Source organism: Brevibacterium pityocampae (assembly GCF_039541555.1).
Classification (GTDB): domain Bacteria; phylum Actinomycetota; class Actinomycetes; order Actinomycetales; family Brevibacteriaceae; genus Brevibacterium; species Brevibacterium pityocampae.
Window position 1 is genome coordinate 181,516 of the sequence record NZ_BAABGL010000004.1, and the last position, 18,773, is coordinate 200,288.

Consider the following 18,773-nt stretch of genomic DNA (forward strand, 5'->3'; position numbering starts at 1 on the left):
CCCGTGCACCAGACCCGCCCCGTGCGGCCGCCCCGGGCTCAGCGCCCGGGGGTGAAGTACAGGGCGCCGAGGGCGGGCACGGTGACCTCGGCGGAGGCGTCGAAGCCGTTGAATCCCCCGGGCTCGCCGTCGATCCACCCCATGTTGCCCACGTCGGAGCCGCCGTAGGCCTCGGCGTCGGTATTGAGGCGCTCGGTCCACACCCCGCCGAACGGCAGCGGGATCCGGTAGTCGCCCAGCGTCCGCCCGGAGAAGTTCACCACGCACACGAGCGGCTCCCCGGAGGTCGACCAGCGGACGAAGGACAGCACGGAGTTCCCGGAGTCGGCCCCGTTGAGCCACTGGAACCCGGCCTGCACCCCGTCCTGCTCCCACAGCGCCGGGGTGTCCTGGTACAGCTGATTGAGGTCGGCCACGAGCCGCTGCACCCCGCGGTGGCCGGGGATGTCGGCCAGCCACCAGTCGAGGCCGTGCTGCTCGGACCACTCGGCCTCCTGGCCGAACTCCGAGCCCATGAACACGAGCTTCTTGCCCGGGTGCGCCCACTGGTACGCGAAGAAGGAGCGCACCCCGGCGAGCTGCTGCCAGCGGTCCCCGGGGAACCGAGCGAGCAGCGAGCCCTTGCCATGGACCACCTCGTCGTGGGAGATGGGGAGCACGTACTGTTCGCTGAAGGCGTAGACGAGCGAGAAGGTGATGTCGTTGTGGTGCCAGCTGCGGTACATCGGGTCGCGTCCGATGTAGCCGAGCGAATCGTGCATCCACCCCATGTTCCACTTGAGGTCGAAGCCCAGTCCGCCGCCGGACGTCGGTGCGGTGACACCGGGGAACGCGGTCGACTCCTCGGCGATGATCGCGACCCCGGGGTGCTTCTTGCCGACCGTCGCGGTGACCTCCTGGAGCAGCGCGATCGCGTCGAGGTTCTCCCGCCCGCCGTGCTCGTTGGGCAGCCACTGGCCGTCCTCACGCGAGTAGTCGAGGTAGAGCATCGAGGCGACCGCGTCGACGCGCAGCCCGTCGATGTGGAACTCCTCGATCCAGTACAGCGCGTTCGCGACGAGGAAGTTCCGCACCTCGGGCCGGCCGTAGTCGAAGATCAGCGTGCCCCAGTCGGGGTGCTCGCCGCGCCGCGGGTCCGGGTGCTCGTAGAGCGGCTCGCCGTCGAACCGGGCGAGCGCGAACTCGTCCTTGGGGAAGTGGGCGGGCACCCAGTCGAGGACGACTCCGATCCCGGCCTCGTGGAGCGCATCGACGAGGTGACGGAACTCGTCCGGGGAGCCGAACCGGGAGGTCGGGGCGTAGTACGAGGTGACCTGGTACCCCCAGGAACCGCCGAAGGGGTGTTCGGCGACGGGCATGAATTCGACGTGGGTGAAGCCGAGCTCGGACACGTAGTCGACCAGCTCGCGGGCGAGCTCCCGGTAGCCCAGGCCCAGGCGCCAGGAGCCGAGGTGGACCTCGTAGGTGGCCATCGGGCGGTCGGTCGGAACGGAGGCGTCGCGCGCGGCGATCCAGCCGGCGTCGCGGAAGGTGTACTCCGAGTCGGCGATCACCGAGGCGGTGCCCGGCGGCACCTCGGCGGCCCGGGCGAGCGGGTCGGCCTTCTCCACCCAGCGGCCGTCGCGGGTGAGGATCCGGAACTTGTAGATCTCGCCGGTGCCGAGGCCGGGGACGAAGATCTCCCACACGCCGGTGACACCGAGCGAGCGCATCGCATGAGCACGGCCGTCCCAGCCGTTGAAGCTCCCGATCACCTGGACCGCGCGGGCGTTCGGTGCCCACACGGCGAAGCTCGTGCCGGAGATCGCAGGGCCGCCGAGGCCGTCGAAGGTCCGGCGGTGCGCGCCGAGCACCATCCACAGCTTCTCGTGGCGGCCCTCGGCGACGAGGTGGAGGTCGAGCTCGCCGACGGTCGGGAGGAAGCGGTAGGGGTCGTCGGTGACGACGGGGCCGGAGCCCCAGTCGATCGCGAGGCGGTAGTCGGGGACGTCCGCACGGGCCAGGCGGGCCTCCCAGACGCCGCTGCGCACGTGTTCGGCAGGGATGTGCTCGCCGTCGACGACCACGGCGACGGAGTCGGCCATGTGGGCGACGGTGCGCACGACGACGTGCTCCGCGTCGAGGCGGTGGGCGCCGAGCTCGCCGTGCGGGTCGTAGTGCGCTCCCGCCGCGATCGTGTCGAGCAGCTCGGGGGTGAGTTCGCTCATGGTTCCGTCATCCTCCTGTGCGCGGATCCGCGTCTGGGGTGGTCCGCATCAGCGGTCGAATCCGAAGCGCGGCGGGGCGGGCGGCCGCGCCGGCATCGGGGGTGCGGCGTCCGCCGTCGGGTCGGTGTCGGGGCGCTGGGGTGCGGGCGGTTCCGCGACCTCCTGGTCGAGCTCGTCGTCCGGGTCGTCGGGATCCGGGGACAGACCCTCGAAGGCGCTCGGCACGGAATCCGCGGGGGCGGGTTCCGAAGCCGAGGCGGGCGCCGACTCCGGAGTCGCGGCAGGCACGGGATCCGCGTCCGAGGCAGGCTCCGGGTCCACATTCTCGACCGGTCCGGGGACCGCCCCAGCAGCCGCCGGCTCAGCAGCCGCCGGCTCTCCCGCGGATTCCTCCGTGGGAGCCACCTCGTCTGCGACGGTCACCTCCGCAGGGGCCGCATTCGCGGGGGTCCCCTGCGAGGCCTCCGCCTGCGTGGGGGTCTTCTCCTGGGCGCGGTCCTCCTCGGGCGGGATGACGGGGGCCTGGTCCACCGAGGCCTGCGAGAACTGCTCGGCGCTGACCTCCGCGGCGGTGGCCGGGGCGGCCCAGGCGCGGGCGGCGCCCTCCTCGTCCGCGGTGGGCACGTCGTGCTCGAGCCGGCCGCCGAGCAGCAGGGTGAGCGTCGCGAGCGGGACGATGAGCCAGGTGGGGCGGTTGCGGAGCTCGGTGACGACCTCGACGAGGAGGCGGTCGACGAGCACCGCGCGCAGCACCGGGTCGTGGAGGCCGACGGAGGCGTTGACCGCGTGCGAGTAGCCGGTGAGGAGCGAGTTCTGTGCCTGCGAGGACCACAGGTACTCCGGGGAGTCGACGACCTCCTGCATGGACTCGCCCGATTCCTCGAGGCCGGAGAATCCGAGCACCACGGGCTGCGCGTCGAGTTCGAGGGCGCCGGTGCGGCGGAGCCGGGCGTATCCGGCGGCGTAGTCGATGCTGCGGAGCAGGGCGACGAGGTCGATCGCCGGGGGCTTGGGGAACTCCTGCGTGTCCTCGGAGAAGTTCACCACCCGGAAGCCGGCAGCGGGGCTCGTCACCACCTGGTTGAGGGTGAGCTCGCCGTGGATCCGCTGCAGCCCGCCCAGCGTCGTGAGCTCGCCGAGCGCATCCCGATGAGCGCGCAGGCGGGTGCCGAGCGAGCCGAGCGCGAGCGGAGCGCGGGCGAGCGCCCAGTCCACCCGCTCCTGCCACTTCTTCACCCAGTCCGCGGTGGGTTCGCCGGTGCTGCGCACGACGCCGAACTCCGCGGCGAGGTCGAGGTGGAGCTCGCCCACCCGGGCGCCGAGCGCCATCGCCCGCTTGTTGTAGGAGCCGAGCGAGCCGGAGTCCACGGTGCAGGCGATCTCGACGGCCTCGCGCCAGGCGGGCTGCGATTCGCGCTCGGTGCGGCTGAGGATCGCCAGCGGGGCGCTCTGGGTGTCGAGGTCGGCGGCGTCGAACCAGCGGCCGGCCGACCAGCCGATGACCTCGGGCACGGCACCGGATTCGGCTTCGGTGAGTGCGACCGGGATCCGCACCGCGGAGCTCAGACCAGGGCGGATGACGCGGAAGAAGGTGAGCACGCAGGGGTCGGCCGGGTCGTCGATGACGACGCTCGACTCGTTCGTGCGGCTGTCGATGAGTCCGAGGCGGATGACCTCGGAGTGGGCCAGGAGCGACTCGGGATCGTCGAGCCGGGCGAAGAGGTGCTCGTGCTCGCCGACGCGATCGGCCTGCACCTGACCGCCCTGGAACCGGTGCCCGGTCGCCATGGCCTGGGCGTAGGCGAGGACGAACACGGGGTCGGCGGTGCCGTCGTAGACGTAGCAGCGGCCGAGCGTGATGTCGTCGACGGTGCCGATGAGATGCGGACGGAGTGCGTAGTCCTCCTGCGTGCGGAACGACAGGGGGATGTTGAGACGGCGCAGGGTGCGTCCGTCGCCCACGGAGATGATCGCCTGGTGGCCCTGCACGGTGCCGAACGCCCGCAGCGGACCGGGGGTCGGCGAAGCACCGGCAGTCGGGGGCTGCGCCGCCGGTTCCGGCTGCGGCGTGCGGTTGTCGATGATGCGGTAGTGCTCGGTCTCGGTGCCCGCACGCCCGGCACCTGAGCGTGGGGAGTCGGTGCGGTCGGCGTCCGACCGTCCGGCGAGGTGCGCCTCGGCCGCCGTCCCGCCTGCCGGATCCGCGTCCGGCGACCCGGCCCCGGGGGCGTCCTGGTTCGCACCCGCGACCGCGTCGGTGTCGAACTCGAAGAGCTGGGTGACGGACATCGGGGTGATGTCCGGGTCGGCCCCGAGCTCGGTCTCGAGCTTGGGGAACCACCCCTGGCGCGGCAACCACGAGGAGAGCAGCTGCTCCAGATCACTGCTGATGGCCACCGATGTCCCCCTTGCCGTTGAAATGCCTGCCCCCACTCTAGCGAAGGCGACGGCACGCGCGGGCGAACGCGCCCCGCGGCCTGCAGATTCGCCCGCCCGGTCCGATCACGGGAGCGAGCCCGCGCCTCGGCCCCGTGGCCGGCACTCGGACATGCAGGCGGATCGGCACCCCGTGGCCGGCACCAGCCGGATCCGGACCCCGCGGCCGGCGCCCATCCCCAGGACCCGGCCCGGACCGGCGGCCGGCGCTCAGTCCTGCGGCCAGCGCACCTCGAGGATGTGGGCGGGCTCGTCGCGCGGGTCGAGGCGGACGTAGTTGTCCGCACCCCACCTCCACGTCTGCTCGGTGATGAGGTCGTGGGCCTCGAACTCCGTGGCCGTGCGGGAGGCCGGCAGCGGCACCGGCGGATGGTACTCGACCTTGCCCTCGGGGTGCTCGACGTCGTCGGGGGCGATCGTCGTGTGGCCGGGGGGTGCCTCGGTGAAGAGGGAGAACGGCCGCAGTGCGTCGAGATCGAGGTGGACCATGGTCTCCCGGGTGGCATGCGGGTCGACGTTGAGGACGACGACGAGGACGTCCTCGCCGGTGCGCTTGGAGAACACGAGCACCGCATCGTCGTCCGAGGTGTGGAAGGTGATGTTGCGCAGCTCCCCGAGCGCCGGGTGGGCGCGCCGGATCGCGTTGAGTCGGGTGACGTACGGCGCGAGCGAGCGGCCCTCGGCGAGCGCCCCGGCGAAGTCGCGGTCCTTGAACTCGTACTTCTCGTTGTCGATGTACTCCTCCGCCCCGGGCCGGGCGACGTGCTCGTAGAGCTCGAAGCCGGCGTACATGCCCCACAGCGGGGACGAGGTGGCCGCGAGCGCCGCGCGGATCCGGAAGGCCGCCGGCCCGCCGTACTGCAGGTACTCGGTGAGGATGTCCGGGGTGTTGACGAAGAAGTTCGGGCGCAGGAACGCACCGGTGTCGTCGCGCAGCTCGGTGAGGTAGTCCTCGATCTCCTCCTTGGTGTTGCGCCAGGTGAAGTACGAGTACGACTGCTGGAACCCGGCCTTGGCGAGCGACTGCATCATCGCCGGGCGGGTGAACGCCTCGGCGAGGAACACGACGTGGGGGTGGTCGGCGTTGACCTTGCGGATGAGCCACTCCCAGAAGCGCAGCGGCTTGGTGTGGGGGTTGTCGACGCGGAAGATCGTGACGCCGCGGGAGATCCACAGCCGCACGATCCGCAGGATCTCCTTGCGCAGGCCCTTGTAGTCGTTGTCGAAATTGAGGGGGTAGATGTCCTGGTACTTCTTGGGCGGGTTCTCCGCATAGGCGATGCTGCCGTCGAGCTGGGTGGTGAAGTACTCGGGGTGCTCAGTGGCCCAGGGGTGGTCCGGGGCGGCCTGGAGCGCGAGGTCGAGCGCCACCTCGAGGCCGAGCTCGTGGGCGCGGGTCACGAAGTGCTCGAAGTCCGCGACGGTGCCGAGCTCGGGGTGGATCGCGTCGTGGCCGCCGGCCTTCGACCCGACCGCCCAGGGCGAGCCCGGGTCCTCCGGGCCGGCGGTCAGCGTGTTGTTCGGGCCCTTGCGGTTGACCTCGCCGATCGGGTGGATGGGCGGCAGGTAGATGACGTCGAATCCCATGTCCGCGACGCGCGGCAGGCTCTCTGCGGCGGTGCGGAGAGTGCCCGAGGTCCAGGTCTTCGACCCGGGATCGTAGTGCGCACCCTCGGACCGGGGGAAGAACTCGTACCAGGCGGCATTGCCGGCCAGCGGGCGGGAGACCAGGAGCGGCAGCGGCGCGGAGCGGGAGATGAGCGAACGGATCGGCCGGCGCGTCATGAGCTCGAGGAGCGCGGGGCTGAGCGCGCGCTGCAGGCGTTCGAGCGGTTCGCCGCGGGAGGACTCGAGGTGCCCGAGCGCCTCCTTGAGGATGTCGCGGTCGCGGGCCACCCGGCCCGGCGCCTTCCGGTAGGCGTCGAGGAGTTCGACCCCTTCGGCGAGCATGAGCTCGACGTCGGTGCCCGCGGAGATCTTGACCTCGGCGCGGTGCTTCCAGGTGGCGAAGTCGTCGCCCCACCCTTCGATGACGATGTGATGGAGGCCGGTGGCCCGCGGCACGACGAAGCCGGAGTAGCGGTCGACGTCCTCGATCGTGTTGAAGAGCAGTGAGCGGTGCACCTCGCGCCCGGTGTCGTCGCGGAGCACGGCGTTGACGCCGATGATGTCGTGACCCTCGCGGAACACCGTGGCGGCGACGGGCACGGTCTCGCCGACGATCGCCTTAGCGGGGAACACGCCGCCCTCGACGAGCGGCTGCGGGTCGAGGATCGGGATGCGGGAGAAATGGGTGCTCACGTGCGACACGTTAGGACGGCTCATGGTCATCACCCTAGCGGCGCGATGAATGCGGTGTGAATGCCTCCGGGCCGGTGGCGGGGCCGGTCCGTGGGCCGGTGACGGCGAGCCCGGCGCGGCTCGGCCCGGCGCGGCTCGACCCGGCGCCCGCCTCGGCGCCGTCCCGTCCCGGCACCGTCCCGACTCGGGCACCTGTCGGCCCGGCGCCGTCAGCCCCGCGGTGCCGGCACGACGAGGACGGGGCACACCGCGCGGGCGAGGACGGCGCGGCTGACGGAGCCGAGCAGCAGCCCGGCGAACCCGCCGCGACCGCGGCTGCCGATGACGACGAGCGAGGCGGTCCGGGTCGCCTCGCCGATGACCTCGGCGGGCAGCCCGTCGTAGAACCGCCATTCGACCGGCAGACCGGGGTGGGAGTCCGCGACCGCGGCGGCGATCTCCTTGAGGCGGCCGACCGCGGCACCGCGCACCCGGGGCGCTTCGAGCAGGGGCCGCTGGCTGCGGGTGGGCACCCAGGTGCTCGATTCGACGCCGAGTGCGAGCGCGGAGACGAGGGCGAGCCTGCGGCCGGCCTCCTCCGCCCAGTCCGCGGCCCGCTGTGCGAGGTCGCTGCGCGTGTCGCCGGGGTCGACGGCGAGCACGACCGCGCCGGCGAAGTCGAGGTCGGGCGGGACCGGCGAGGTCACCGCGGCCGGGGCACCGGGGTCTTCGGCAGGGGCAGGCGCGTGGGTGGGCGCGGGCACCTCGGCCTCGGGTGAGCGGGCGCGGAGCTCGGCGGTGATCGCGGGCACCGGCTCGCCGGCGACTCCCTCGACCTCGGGGGCACCGGCCGCCTGAGCCGGCTCGCCGGTCCATGCCTCGGGCACGACGAGGACCGGACAGCGCGCATGGGACACGAAGGAGGAGGACACGCTGCCCATGAACCGCCCGCCGAACGGGGTCCGGCCGCGCTTGCCGACGACGCCGAACACCGCGTCCTCGCTCGCCCGCATGAGGACGCCGGCCGCATCCCCCTCGCGGATCTCGAGCCGGGTCCCGACGCCGGCGTCCGCCGCGCGGGCGACGAGCGGGTCCGTCGCCTCACGGATCCGGGCCTCGACGGCCCGCCGGAACTCCGCGCGCTCGTCGGCGACGGCGGGGTCGGTGGGATCGACGTAGGAGAACGGGTAGGTGAAGGCGCCGACGAGCTCGATGTCGAGGTCGCGGCTCGACGCGATCCCGAGTGCGATGTCGAAGGCGCGCGAGGCGTTGAGGGAGCCGTCCACGCCGACGAGGGCCGCAGCCCGCGCAACAGGGTCAGGGGTGCCGGCCGCTGGTTCCCGGCCGGAGGTGTCCGGTGCCATGATGCTCCTCCTCGCGGCATCGCCATCGGTGCCTCCCGACAAGGGTACGTGCCGGATCCGCAGCCCCGTCGAGTGGTCCACGTCACCGTCACCGCGTTCTCACACCGTGGACCTGCGACCCCTCGGCGGACCCTCGGCGGCTCCTCGTCCGCTCCCGAGCGCGCCTCGCCCGCACCCTGCCGGCACCCCCGCTAATCCCACAGTGCGAGCGCACATTGTCCGAAGGTTGGTACTGACCGGGTGCCAGGAGCACAATGGTGGGGTGCTCAACAACGAAGCGACGACCAGCGAGCTCGTCACCGCGACCGAGGTGGAGGCCGCCGCCGCGCGCATCGCGGACTCCGTGATCACCTCCCCCCTCCATGTCTCGGAGCGCCTGTCGGAAGTGACCGGGGCCACGGTCTACCTCAAGCGCGAGGACCTCCAGGCGGTCCGCTCGTACAAGATCCGCGGGGCCTTCAACTTCATGCTCCAGCTCACCGCCGCCGAACGCGCCCGCGGCGTCGTGTGCGCCTCGGCCGGCAATCACGCGCAGGGCTTCGCGCGGGCCTGCAACGAGCTCGACATCGCCGGTGTGATCTTCGTGCCCAAGACCACCCCGCGTCAGAAGATCGACCGGATCCGGCACTTCGGAGGCGAGGACGTCGAGGTCGTCATCGACGGCTCGACCTACGACGACGCCTCCGACCTCGCCAAGGCGTGCGCCGCCCGCACCGGGGCGCTGCTCGTGTCCGCGTTCGACGATCCGCGCACGATCGCCGGGCAGGGCACGATCGCAGCCGAGATCCACGCCCAGCTGCCCGCTGAGCCCGACGCGATCATCGTGCCGGTGGGCGGCGGCGGGGTGCTCGCCGGGATCGCCGCCTACGCCGCGGAGCACATGCCCGACACGACGGTCATCGGTGCCGAGCCGGAGGGTGCCGCCTCGATGATCGCCGCGCTCGCCGCGGGCCGGCCGGTCACCCTCGAGGACATCGACTCGTTCGCCGACGGTGCCGCGGTGCGCCGGGCCGGCGAGATCACCTTCCGGATGATCCAGGAGCTCGGCCTGCCGATCGAGCCGGTGCCCGAGGGCCGGACCGCCTCAGAGATGCTCAACCTCTATCAGGTCGACGGCATCATCACCGAGCCCGCCGGGGCGCTCGCCTCGGCTGCGATCGGCGCACCCGGTTCGGCCGCTCCGATCACCGTGCACCCGGGGTCGACCGTCGTGTGCCTGGTGAGCGGCGGGAACAACGACATCTCACGGTATTCGGAGGTCCTCGAGCGGTCCCTCGTCCACGAGGGCCTCAAGCACTACTTCATCGTGAACTTCCCGCAGGAGCCCGGGGCGCTGCGCCGCTTCCTCGACGAGGTGCTCGGACCCGACGACGACATCGCACTGTTCGACTACGTCAAGCGCTCCGACCGGGAGACCGGCCCGGCGTTCGTCGGCATCACCCTGGGGCGTCCGGACGATCTGGCCGGCCTGCTCGAGCGGATGGACGCCTCGCCGCTGCAGATCGAGAAGGTCCCCCAGGACTCCCCGCTCTTCCGCATGTTCGTCTGACACCTCTCAATTCTCGACGGTTCCTGAGAGCGATTCCGCGATTCTTTGCACGGTCACGCCCGGCATCGCCACCCCCGGATCCGCTCCGGTCACACCCGGCACCGCACCCTCCGGATCCGCTCCGGTCGCCCGAGCCCCGGACGCCTCCGAGCCGCATCCCGGCCGCATCCCGTTCGCTCCCGGACGGTTCCGGGGCAGTTCCCGGGCAGCCGGCCCTGCGCCGCGTCCCCATCTGTCGCTAGGCTGAGGACATGTTCGCAATCACGATCCCGAATCCCGGCGGGCCCGCCGCCCTGGTCCTCGACGAGGCGCCGGTCCCGGACCTGGCACCCGGCTCCGTCCTCGTCAAGGTCCACACCGCCGGTGTCAATCGCGCCGACATCCTCCAGCGGCAGGGCCATTACGACCCGCCGGAGGGCGCGACCCGGATCCCCGGGCTCGAGGTGTCCGGCACGATCATCGAGCTCGGCGCCGAGGTCACCGACTGGGAGGTCGGCCAGCACGTGGCGGCCCTCCTCACCGGCGGCGGTTATGCGGAGATCGTCGATGTGCCGGCCGGGCAGCTGCTCCCCGTCCCGGAGAACCTCACCCTGCAGGAGGCCGCAGCCCTGCCCGAGGCCCTCTGCACCGTCCATTCCAATGTCTTCGCCGCCGCCCGGCTCCTGCCCGGCGAGTGGCTGCTCGCCCACGGCGGCGGCTCCGGGATCGGCACCGCGGCGATCCAGCTCGCCAGGGCACTCGGTGCCAAGGTCGCGGTCACCGTCGGCTCCCAGCGCAAGGCGGACTTCTGCACCGAGCTCGGTGCGGACGCCGTCATCAACTACCGCGAGGAGGACTTCGTCGAGCGCATCCGCGCGATCACCGCAGCGGACCAGGAGGCGGCCGGTGCGAGGCCGGGCGCGGACGTCATCCTCGACCTCATCGGCGCGAAGTACCTCGAGCGCAACATCAAGGCGCTGTCCGACGACGGCCGGCTGATGATCATCGGCCTGCAGGGCGGGGTCAAGGCCGAGATCAACCTCAACGCCCTCATGCGCGCCCGCAAGTCCGTCATGGGCACCACGCTGCGCGCCCGCCCCGGCCGCCAGAAGGCCGCGATCGTCGAGCAGGTGCGCCGCGACGTGTGGCCGCTCGTGGCCGACGGCACGATCAAGCCGATCATCCATTCGGTGCTCCCGCTCGCCGACGCGGGCGAGGCCCAGCAGCTGCTGGAGAACGGCGACAGCATCGGCAAGGTCCTCCTCGATGTGGAAGGTGTGCGATGACGGACGAGACGACCGGGCAGCCCCGGCAGAACGCGCCCGAGGCGCCCTTCACCACCCCCGCAGAGGCGCCCCGGCCCGCGGCCGAGGACCGGCTGCCGGATCCGGCAGCCGACCCGACCGAGACCGACCAGCCGTCCGGCGCGCACACCCCCAGCGACGCCGGTGACACCGGCTCCTCCGAATCCGGGGACGCCGGTTCCGGGAACGCCGGCCCCGACGGCGAGGACGACGACAGCGGCGAGGTCGCGGTCTCCGAGCCGGGCAAGGTCATGCGCATCGGCACCATGGCCAAACAGCTCCTCGAAGAGGTGCGGAACATGGAGCTCGACGAGGCCGGGCGGGCGCGCCTGGCCGAAATCTACCGGCGCACGATCGACGAGCTGTCCGAGGGCATGTCCTCCGAGCTCGCCGATGAGCTCAAGCGCCTCAACCTGCCCTTCGACGGCGAATCCGCACCGACGGCGGGCGAGCTGCGGATCGCGCAGGCGCAGCTCGTGGGCTGGCTCGAGGGCCTGTTCCACGGCATCCAGACCGCGATCATGGCGCAGCAGGCGCTCGCCCAGCAGCGCGGGGGCAACGCCCAGGGCGCGCTGCCCCCGGGCATGGTCGTCGTTCCCCAGGGCGGCGAGGGTCGGTCCTCCGGGAACCCCAAGGACGACGGCCACTCCGGGACCGGCAACTACCTCTGAGCCGCGATGGGGATCTGGGATCGGCTGTCCCGTGCGCTGCGCGGGGCGGCCCGCAACCATGCGGCGGATCCGACCGGAGCCCTGCGCAGCACAGCGGGCGGACGCGGCCGGGCCCGGGGCGCCGAGCGTCCGGGCGGTGCCCGCGCTGCTGATGCCCAGGGCCTCGATCACCGGCTCGGGACCGGTCTGTGGCGGCAGCACCACGACCGCTTCCTGCGCGCCGTCGACCGGTTCTACGCGATCGCCGTGGATCTCCATTCCACGGCCGGGTCCGTACCCGGGGAGGCGGACGCACCGGTCACCTCGGCGACGGAGTCCGCTGAGATCATCGCCCAGCAGACGCTCGTGCTCAACGGGCTCGCGGACCGGGTCGGTGCCCTGACGGAGACCGTCCACGCGCGCTTCCCGCTCGACGGCCTGGTCGTCCCCGCCGAGGTGCGGGCCCGGGTCGGGCAGCTGCCCGCACTCCTGTCGAAGGCCGCGGCGAAGACCGCCGAGGCGGGTCAGGCCGCGGCGATGGCGCGAGCCGCGCTGCGCTCCGGCACCGACCCGCTGCCCGCCGCCCGCTCCGCGCGCTCCTACGCCACTGATGCCATCACGCTAGTCGACGCCTGCGAAAGGGCACTCCACCATGACTGATCTCTCGGCCCCGGAGCAGGCGCACGCCACCGCACTGCCGGACCCGGCAGCGCGGGCCCCTGCCGGCGTCCGGCTCATCGCGAGCGATGTCGACGGCACGCTCCTCCACGACTGGCAGCCGATCCCCGCGCCCACCGTGGCCGCGATCAGGGACTGCCTGAGTGCCGGCATCCCGTTCGTCCCCGTCACGGGCCGGCCGCTGCGCTGGCTCGCCCCGATCCACGCGACCGTGCCGGAGCTCGGCCCGGTGATCTGCGCGAACGGCTCGATCGTCTACGACCTGGCGCAGGCCCGGGTGCTCACCGCGCACACGGTCGACGGCGCAGTGCTCCGGGATTTCGTCGGGCTGGTCCGCGAGCGGATGCCGGCGGCCGTGCTCGGCTTCGAGACGCTGACCGGGCTGCTCCTCGAACCGGGGTTCCGGACCCGCTTCCCCGCGGACGCCACCTGGATCGACCCGGCGGACAGCCCGGAAGTCCGCGACGTCGTCAAGGTCATCCTCCGCACCGGGTCCCGGGACTCCGACGCGATCCTCGCGCAGGTGCGCGAGGTCATCGGCCCGGTGCTCCACGCCACGCATTCCAATCCGCGCAACGGACTCGTCGAGCTGTCGGCGAACGGCGTCACCAAGGCCCGGACGCTCGCGGCATGGTGCACGGAGGCGGGGATCACCGCCGATCAAGTGGCGGCGTTCGGGGACATGCCCAACGACATCGAGATGCTCGAGTGGGCGGGGCACAGCTACGCGATGGCGAACGGCCACCCGGACGCGCTCGCGGCGGCGGACGGCATCGCACCCGCAGTGCTCGACGGCGGGATCGCCGAGGTGCTCCGCACCATCGCCGCCCGCCGCTGAGCAGTCGTCAGAGCTCGAAGTACTCCTCGAGCGCGGTCGCCAGGCCGTCGTCGACGACGGAACCGGTGACGACATCGGCGACGCCCTTGAGCTTGTCGCCGGCCTGGCCCATCGCGATGGCGTGGCCCACCCATTCGAGCATCTCCATGTCGTTGGAGCCGTCGCCGGCTCCCACCGTATGCTCCTGTGCGATGCCGAGCTCGCGAGCCACGATCTGCAGTCCGCTCGCCTTCGAGACCCCGTCCGGGGCGATGTCGAGCCAGTTGCTCCAGCCCACCGCGTAGGTCACGCCGTGCAGGCCGATCCGTTCGACGGCGGCGGCGAACTCCTCGTCAGTGCCCTCGAGCTCGCGCATGACGATGCGTGTCGCGGTCTTGGTGGTGAGCTCCTCGAACGGCACCGTGCGAAGGTTGGTGATCGAGGCGAGCTCGCCCTCAGGGAAGTTGCCCGATGCCCAGCGGGTGAGCTCGGTGTCCTCGACCATGTAGAGCGCGGTCGGCAGCACCTCCGACATCCGGCGCAGCGCGGGCTCGGGGTCGAAGCTCTCGACGTGGAAGATCTCCCAGCCGTCCTCGAGGTCCTGGCTCAGGCGGGTGATCACCGAGCCGTTGGAGCTCACGACGAATCCCTCGACGAGCCCCAGTCGGTTGGCGACCTCATGGGAGCCGCTCACCGCGCGACCGGTGGAGATGACGACGTGATGTCCGGCCTCGGCGACCCGGGTGATGGTGTCGCGGACGCGCTCGGTCATCATGTCGTCGTAGTCGACGATGGTGCCGTCGACGTCGAGGGCCACGATGTGCGGTTTCATTCTTCCTCCGGTTCAGGGGATCAGGCGTGCACGGGCCCGTCGGGGCCGTAGGCGGTCATCCCGCCGAGGTAGGGCTGGAGCGCCGCCGGGACGCGCACGGTGCCGTCGGCCTGCTGGTGGTTCTCGAGCAGCGGCACGAGCCAGCGGGTGTTCGCCATGGTCCCGTTGAGGGTCGCCACCGGACGGGTGGTGCCCTCCGGCCCGCGCTCGCGGATCTTGAGGCGGCGCGACTGGAAGGTCGTGCAGTTCGAGGTCGAGGTGAGCTCCCGGTAGGTGTCCTGGGTGGGCACCCAGGCCTCGCAGTCGTACTTGCGAGCGGCGGAATCGCCGAGGTCGCCGGCGGCGATATCGATGACCCGGTAGGGCAGTTCGCACTTGGCGAGCATGTCCTCCTGGAGCGCGAGCATCCGCTGGTGCTCGTCCTCGGCCTGCTCGACGGGGACGTAGGAGAACATCTCCACCTTCTGGAACTGGTGGACGCGGATGATGCCACGGGTGTCCTTGCCGTAGGAGCCGGCCTCGCGGCGGTAGCACGAGGACCAGCCGCCGAACCGGATCGGGCCGTCGGATAGGTCGATGATCTCGTCCTTGTAGTACCCGGCGAGCGCCACCTCGGATGTGCCCACGAGGAAGAGGTCGTCCGCTTCGAGGCGGTAGATCTCGTCTGCGTGCTCGCCGAGGAACCCGGTGCCGGCCATGATCTCCGGCTTGACGAGGGTGGGGGTGATGACGGGGATGAACCCGGCCTGCTGGGCGGCGTCGATTGCCATGGTGAGCAGCGCGAGCTCGAGCCGTGCGCCGAATCCGGTGAGGTAGTGGAACCGCGCGCCAGAGACCTTGGCCCCGCGCTGGGTGTCGATCGCCTTGAGGCTCTCGCCGAGCGCCAGGTGGTCCTGCGGCTCGAAGCCCTCCGCGGCGAAGTCCCGCGGAGTGCCCTCGCGGCGCAGCTCCACGGAGTCTTCCTCGCCACCGGGCGGCACCCCGTCGATGATGAGGTTGGGCAGCTTGGCGACGAGAGAGTCGAAGGCGAAATCGGCCTCGTCGGATTCCGCCTGGAGCACCTTGACGGAATCGGACAGGGTCTTGGCCTGCATGACGAGCTTCGCCTTGGCCTCCTTGTCCTTCTCCTGGGCGACGGTCTTGCCGAACGCCTTCTGCTCGGCGCGGGACTCCTCGAACGCGGCGAGCGCCCGGCGCCGGGCGGAATCGGCGGCGAGGACCTCGTCGACGAGCGACTCCTCCGCGCCGCGAGCGCGCTGGGAGGCCTTGAATGCCTCGGGATGGTCTCTGAGCTGCTGGATGTCGATCACGATTCCAGCCTACATTCCGGCGCGGACACGGGGTGACCCGCTCGGGGCGCGCCGGTGGTCGGGCCAAGAAGTCAGCGGGCGGCGGAGCGGGCCGCCCGCCTGACCGTGACGTCAAGGCCCCCTGCATCCGGACCGACCTGCATCCGGCACGCAGGCCCAGCGGCTAGATTGGTCACATGGACACCGGAACCGATCTGCTCATCGGCATCATCATCGTCGTCGTCATGCTGCTCGTCGGTCTGGGGGTCGGCCTCGCGGTCGGCCGCCGCTCCTCGGCCTCCCGCGGCGGGGACGGCAAGGGGCGCGACCGCAGGGTCGACCTCGCCGGCGGTGCCCAGGACCTCACGCCGATGACGAGCGCGGACGAGGATTCCGGTCAGGAGACCGTCGTCCCGCCCAAGCCGCGCGTCGCGATCATCGTCAATCCCTCGAAGCCCGATGCCGCCGGCCTCGAGGCAACCGCCGGGGCCGTGTGCCGGCAGGAGGGCTGGGACGCCCCGATCATGTTTGAGACCGAGGTCGAGGACCCCGGCTGCACGATGGCCCGACAGGCGCTCGAGCAGCAAGTCGACCTCGTCGTCGCCGCCGGCGGCGACGGCACCGTGCGCGCCGTGGCCGAAGTGCTCGCCGGGACCGGCGTCCCCATGGGCGTCGTGCCGATGGGCACCGGCAACCTGCTGGCCCGGAACCTCGACATCGTGCTCGGCCGACCCGAGTGGGCGCTGCGGATCGCGCTGTGGGGCGAGGACACCGCCGTCGACGTCGCGCACGCGCAGATCGAGCCCGGCGGCAAGGACCACGCGTTCATGGTCATGGCCGGCCTGGGCTTCGACGCCGCAGTCATGGCCGACACCGATTCCGACCTCAAGTCCAAGGTCGGCTGGCTCGCCTATCTCGAGGCCGGCAGCCGCAAGCTCGTCGGCACGCGCACCAAGGTGCGTGTGACCGTGGACGGCGGGGAGCCCTTCACCGAGAAGATCCGCTCGGTCGTCGCCGGCAACTGCGGCAAGCTCCAGGGCGGCATCACCCTGCTGCCCGAGGCCGAGCTCGACGACGGCATCCTCGACGTCATCGTCATCGCCCCGAAGAACGCCGTCCAATGGATCGGCGTCGCGGCGTCGGTGCTCGGCCGGAACAAGCGCAAGGGCCTCCACACGGAGATCCACCGGTGCAGGGAGATCATCATCGAGTCCGAGGAGGAGATCGAGGTGCAGCTCGACGGGGACGCCGTCGGCTCGTCGACCTACCTCGCGATGCAGGTCGAGGAGCATGCGCTCACCATGCGCACCGCGACCCGTCAGCAGAAGCGGGCGATCCGCGCCGAGGGCTGGCCGATCCCCGTCGGATGATCCGGCCCCGGCGGGTGCCGGTCGGGTGAGCGCGGCACCGATCCGAGCAGGACTCGGCCTGAGCGGGCAGGCGGGACGAGCAGGACGATGATCCGTACTCTGCTGGCTGAGCACCAAGCGCGATTCACCTGTTGTTCATGTTCTATTCAGCACATATTCACGCTCATTCCGCGCGATCGGATTGAATGAGGCCAAGGATCACTGCTGCTCCCGAACCGCGGGCGCGCCTTCCCTGTGAATGAGGTTGTCATGAAGAAGTCGATCGTCCTCGCTCCCGCCGTCGCCATCGCGCTCACCGGCCTGGGCACTCCCGTCGCTTTCGCGCAAGATGCCGAGCCCACCGAAACCCCCAGCGAGGCGACTCCGGAGGCGGCTGCCGAGGCCGAGGAGCCCGCCCCCGCCGAGGAGCCGAAGGCCGAGGAGACCACGGACGAGGCCGAGGAGCCGGCTCCGAAGAAGGAAGCCGAGCCGAAGCCCGCCGAGGAGCCGGTCCCCGAGAAGGCCGAGAAGGACTCGGAATCAGCACCGGACGGTTCTTCGGAGTCGGACGATTCCGAGGACCAGGATGCGAACGATGCCGAAGCCTCGACGGGTTCGATCACTACCGAGAAGACCACAGTCAACGCCGATGAGGTCGAAGCCGGTTTCGTCATCACCGTGAAGAATGATTCGACGACGGCGGGCATGTCAGTCACCGCCACCGCGGAGCCAGGCGGATCGAAAGAGCTCACCGTCGCACCCGGGGCAGAAGCACGAATCAACGTCACCGAGCTCTCAGCCGACATCGCCGCTCTGCGGACAGATGGTGGCACGATCACCGTCACGGGGACTATCCCCGATGACGGGGACGGTCAAGTCGAACCACTCAACATCACGGTCAATGCCGACGACGGCAACGAAACTCCTCCCCCGGGTGACGGCGACGAAGGCAACGAGACCCCTCCCCCCGGCGACGGTGACGACGAGACTCCCCCTCCGGGTGACAACGAGGACGGCGAAACCCCTCCCCCGGGCGACGGGGACGAGGACGACGACACCCCGAGCCCCGAGACGCCTCCGAGCGAGGACGACGATGCGGACGATGCAGCGGCCCTCAGCCTCTCGATCTCGCCCGAGCAGATCAGCGCGGCGGACTTCGTCGACGAGGACAAGGGCGTGACGATCGTCGCATCCGGCTGCGAGCCGGGCACCGAGGCCACGATCCGTGTCAACCTCGACGGGTCCGGCGACATCGACGGGCTCGACGACGTCGAGACCGTCGCTGAGGACGGCACCGTGTCGTTCCGCGTCTGGGGCGACTCCGCCCGCAACCCCGCGGCCTACGAGGGCACGTACAACGTCGTCGTCGACTGCGAGGGCGAGGACGCGCTGACCGGCAGCTTCCGCGTCGGCGATCCGACCCCGACCCCGGGCGACGACGATGACGACGACGGCGCCCGCCCCGGTGACGATGACGACGACGCGCGCCCGGGCGACGACGACCAGGACGAGGCGGTCGCGCGGTCGCTCGCGATCGACCCGGAGCGGATCTCCGCGGCGGACTTCGTCAAGGAGCAGGCCGTGTCGATCACTGCGACCGGCTGCACGCCGGGCACCGCGGCGACGCTCACCGTGACCCCGTCCGGCTCCTCGGGGGTCACCGGCCACACGGACACGCAGACCGTCGGCGAGGACGGCACGGTCACCTTCGGCGTCCGCGGCATCAACGCCGACGCCCCGCACGTCTACGTCGGCACCTACGAGGTGCGCGTAGCCTGCGAGGGCGGCGAGGACCTCACCGGCCGGTTCGTCGTCGGCGATCCCGGTCGCGGCGGATCCGACGGCGGCCACGACGACGGCCGCACCCTGCCGCGCACGGGCACCGAGCTCAGCGGTCTCGCCGCAGGGGCCGCGCTGCTCGTCATCGGCGGTGCCTCGCTCCTCGTCACCCGCCGTCGCGGCGCCGGCAGCGCTCCCGGCGACATCTGATCCCCGGCCCGCAGCTGCGGCCCCCGTCCTCTTTCGGACGGGGGCCGCAG

At 71.5% G+C, this 18,773-nt stretch carries 12 protein-coding genes and 1 pseudogene; 7 read left to right on the forward strand and 6 right to left on the reverse strand.

Annotated features, from left to right (window positions below):
• Window positions 1–38: 38 nt before the first annotated feature.
• The 4 genes and pseudogenes from glgB to ABD883_RS05040 all read right to left on the reverse strand — a co-directional run.
• A pseudogene (gene glgB, locus ABD883_RS05025) lies at window positions 39–2,189 on the reverse strand (1,4-alpha-glucan branching protein GlgB); the annotation flags it as partial.
• 66 nt (window positions 2,190–2,255) lie between these two features.
• Window positions 2,256–4,604: a maltokinase N-terminal cap-like domain-containing protein gene (locus ABD883_RS05030; RefSeq protein ID WP_345030389.1), complete on the reverse strand. Its 2,349-nt coding sequence runs from the start codon at window positions 4,602–4,604 to the stop codon at window positions 2,256–2,258.
• A gap of 249 nt (window positions 4,605–4,853) precedes the next feature.
• Window positions 4,854–6,968 carry an alpha-1,4-glucan--maltose-1-phosphate maltosyltransferase gene (locus ABD883_RS05035; RefSeq protein ID WP_345030392.1) on the reverse strand — a complete coding sequence of 705 codons (2,115 nt, stop codon included), beginning with the start codon at window positions 6,966–6,968 and terminating at the stop codon, window positions 4,854–4,856.
• Window positions 6,969–7,153: 185 nt separating this feature from the next.
• Window positions 7,154–8,287 carry a universal stress protein gene (locus tag ABD883_RS05040; protein ID WP_345030394.1) on the reverse strand — a complete coding sequence of 378 codons (1,134 nt, stop codon included), beginning with the start codon at window positions 8,285–8,287 and terminating at the stop codon, window positions 7,154–7,156.
• 262 nt (window positions 8,288–8,549) lie between these two features.
• On the opposite strand from ABD883_RS05040, the gene ilvA reads away from it, so the two are divergent.
• From ilvA to ABD883_RS05065, 5 genes are all read left to right on the forward strand, one after another.
• Window positions 8,550–9,836 carry a threonine ammonia-lyase IlvA gene (ilvA, locus tag ABD883_RS05045; protein WP_345030396.1) on the forward strand — a complete coding sequence of 429 codons (1,287 nt, stop codon included), beginning with the start codon at window positions 8,550–8,552 and terminating at the stop codon, window positions 9,834–9,836.
• A gap of 251 nt (window positions 9,837–10,087) precedes the next feature.
• Window positions 10,088–11,101: an NAD(P)H-quinone oxidoreductase gene (locus ABD883_RS05050; protein ID WP_295690357.1), complete on the forward strand. Its 1,014-nt coding sequence runs from the start codon at window positions 10,088–10,090 to the stop codon at window positions 11,099–11,101.
• Window positions 11,098–11,790, forward strand: a complete 693-nt coding sequence (locus ABD883_RS05055; protein ID WP_295690359.1) for a proteasome activator — start codon at window positions 11,098–11,100, stop codon at window positions 11,788–11,790. Before ABD883_RS05050 ends, ABD883_RS05055 begins: the two co-directional genes overlap by 4 nt.
• A gap of 6 nt (window positions 11,791–11,796) precedes the next feature.
• The gene (locus ABD883_RS05060; protein ID WP_295690360.1) at window positions 11,797–12,429 is read left to right on the forward strand and encodes a hypothetical protein; all 633 of its coding nucleotides are present in this window, start codon (window positions 11,797–11,799) and stop codon (window positions 12,427–12,429) included.
• Window positions 12,422–13,285: an HAD family hydrolase gene (locus ABD883_RS05065; RefSeq protein ID WP_295690362.1), complete on the forward strand. Its 864-nt coding sequence runs from the start codon at window positions 12,422–12,424 to the stop codon at window positions 13,283–13,285. The genes ABD883_RS05060 and ABD883_RS05065 overlap by 8 nt, the downstream gene beginning before the upstream one ends.
• 7 nt (window positions 13,286–13,292) lie before the next feature.
• Here ABD883_RS05065 and ABD883_RS05070 read toward each other — a convergent pair whose 3' ends face one another.
• Window positions 13,293–14,096, reverse strand: coding sequence for an HAD family hydrolase (locus ABD883_RS05070; protein ID WP_137318221.1), 804 nt, complete (start codon window positions 14,094–14,096; stop codon window positions 13,293–13,295).
• Window positions 14,097–14,116: 20 nt separating this feature from the next.
• Complete coding sequence (gene serS / locus ABD883_RS05075) at window positions 14,117–15,406, reverse strand: serine--tRNA ligase (protein WP_345030405.1); 1,290 nt, start codon at window positions 15,404–15,406, stop codon at window positions 14,117–14,119.
• Window positions 15,407–15,582: 176 nt separating this feature from the next.
• Here serS and ABD883_RS05080 point away from each other — a divergent pair, with 176 nt between their 5' ends.
• Together ABD883_RS05080 and ABD883_RS05085 are read left to right on the forward strand one after the other, a co-directional pair.
• Window positions 15,583–16,755 carry a diacylglycerol/lipid kinase family protein gene (locus tag ABD883_RS05080; protein WP_345030408.1) on the forward strand — a complete coding sequence of 391 codons (1,173 nt, stop codon included), beginning with the start codon at window positions 15,583–15,585 and terminating at the stop codon, window positions 16,753–16,755.
• Between the two features lie 249 nt (window positions 16,756–17,004).
• Window positions 17,005–18,723 (forward strand): LPXTG cell wall anchor domain-containing protein, encoded by a 1,719-nt coding sequence (locus tag ABD883_RS05085; protein ID WP_345030410.1) that lies wholly within the window; start codon window positions 17,005–17,007, stop codon window positions 18,721–18,723.
• Window positions 18,724–18,773 lie beyond the last annotated feature (50 nt).

Bases quoted from the DNA above. Each gene is read 5' to 3' on its own strand.
- ABD883_RS05035 (WP_345030392.1), bottom strand. From the start codon at position 6,968: ATGAGCCGTCCTAACGTGTCGCACGTGAGCACCCATTTCTCCCGCATC.
- ABD883_RS05040 (WP_345030394.1), bottom strand. From the start codon at position 8,287: ATGGCACCGGACACCTCCGGCCGGGAACCAGCGGCCGGCACCCCTGAC.
- ABD883_RS05050 (WP_295690357.1), top strand. From the start codon at position 10,088: ATGTTCGCAATCACGATCCCGAATCCCGGCGGGCCCGCCGCCCTGGTC.
- ABD883_RS05055 (WP_295690359.1), top strand. From the start codon at position 11,098: ATGACGGACGAGACGACCGGGCAGCCCCGGCAGAACGCGCCCGAGGCG.
- ABD883_RS05060 (WP_295690360.1), top strand. From the start codon at position 11,797: ATGGGGATCTGGGATCGGCTGTCCCGTGCGCTGCGCGGGGCGGCCCGC.
- ABD883_RS05065 (WP_295690362.1), top strand. From the start codon at position 12,422: ATGACTGATCTCTCGGCCCCGGAGCAGGCGCACGCCACCGCACTGCCG.
- ABD883_RS05070 (WP_137318221.1), bottom strand. From the start codon at position 14,096: ATGAAACCGCACATCGTGGCCCTCGACGTCGACGGCACCATCGTCGAC.
- ABD883_RS05080 (WP_345030408.1), top strand. From the start codon at position 15,583: ATGGACACCGGAACCGATCTGCTCATCGGCATCATCATCGTCGTCGTC.
- ABD883_RS05085 (WP_345030410.1), top strand. From the start codon at position 17,005: ATGAAGAAGTCGATCGTCCTCGCTCCCGCCGTCGCCATCGCGCTCACC.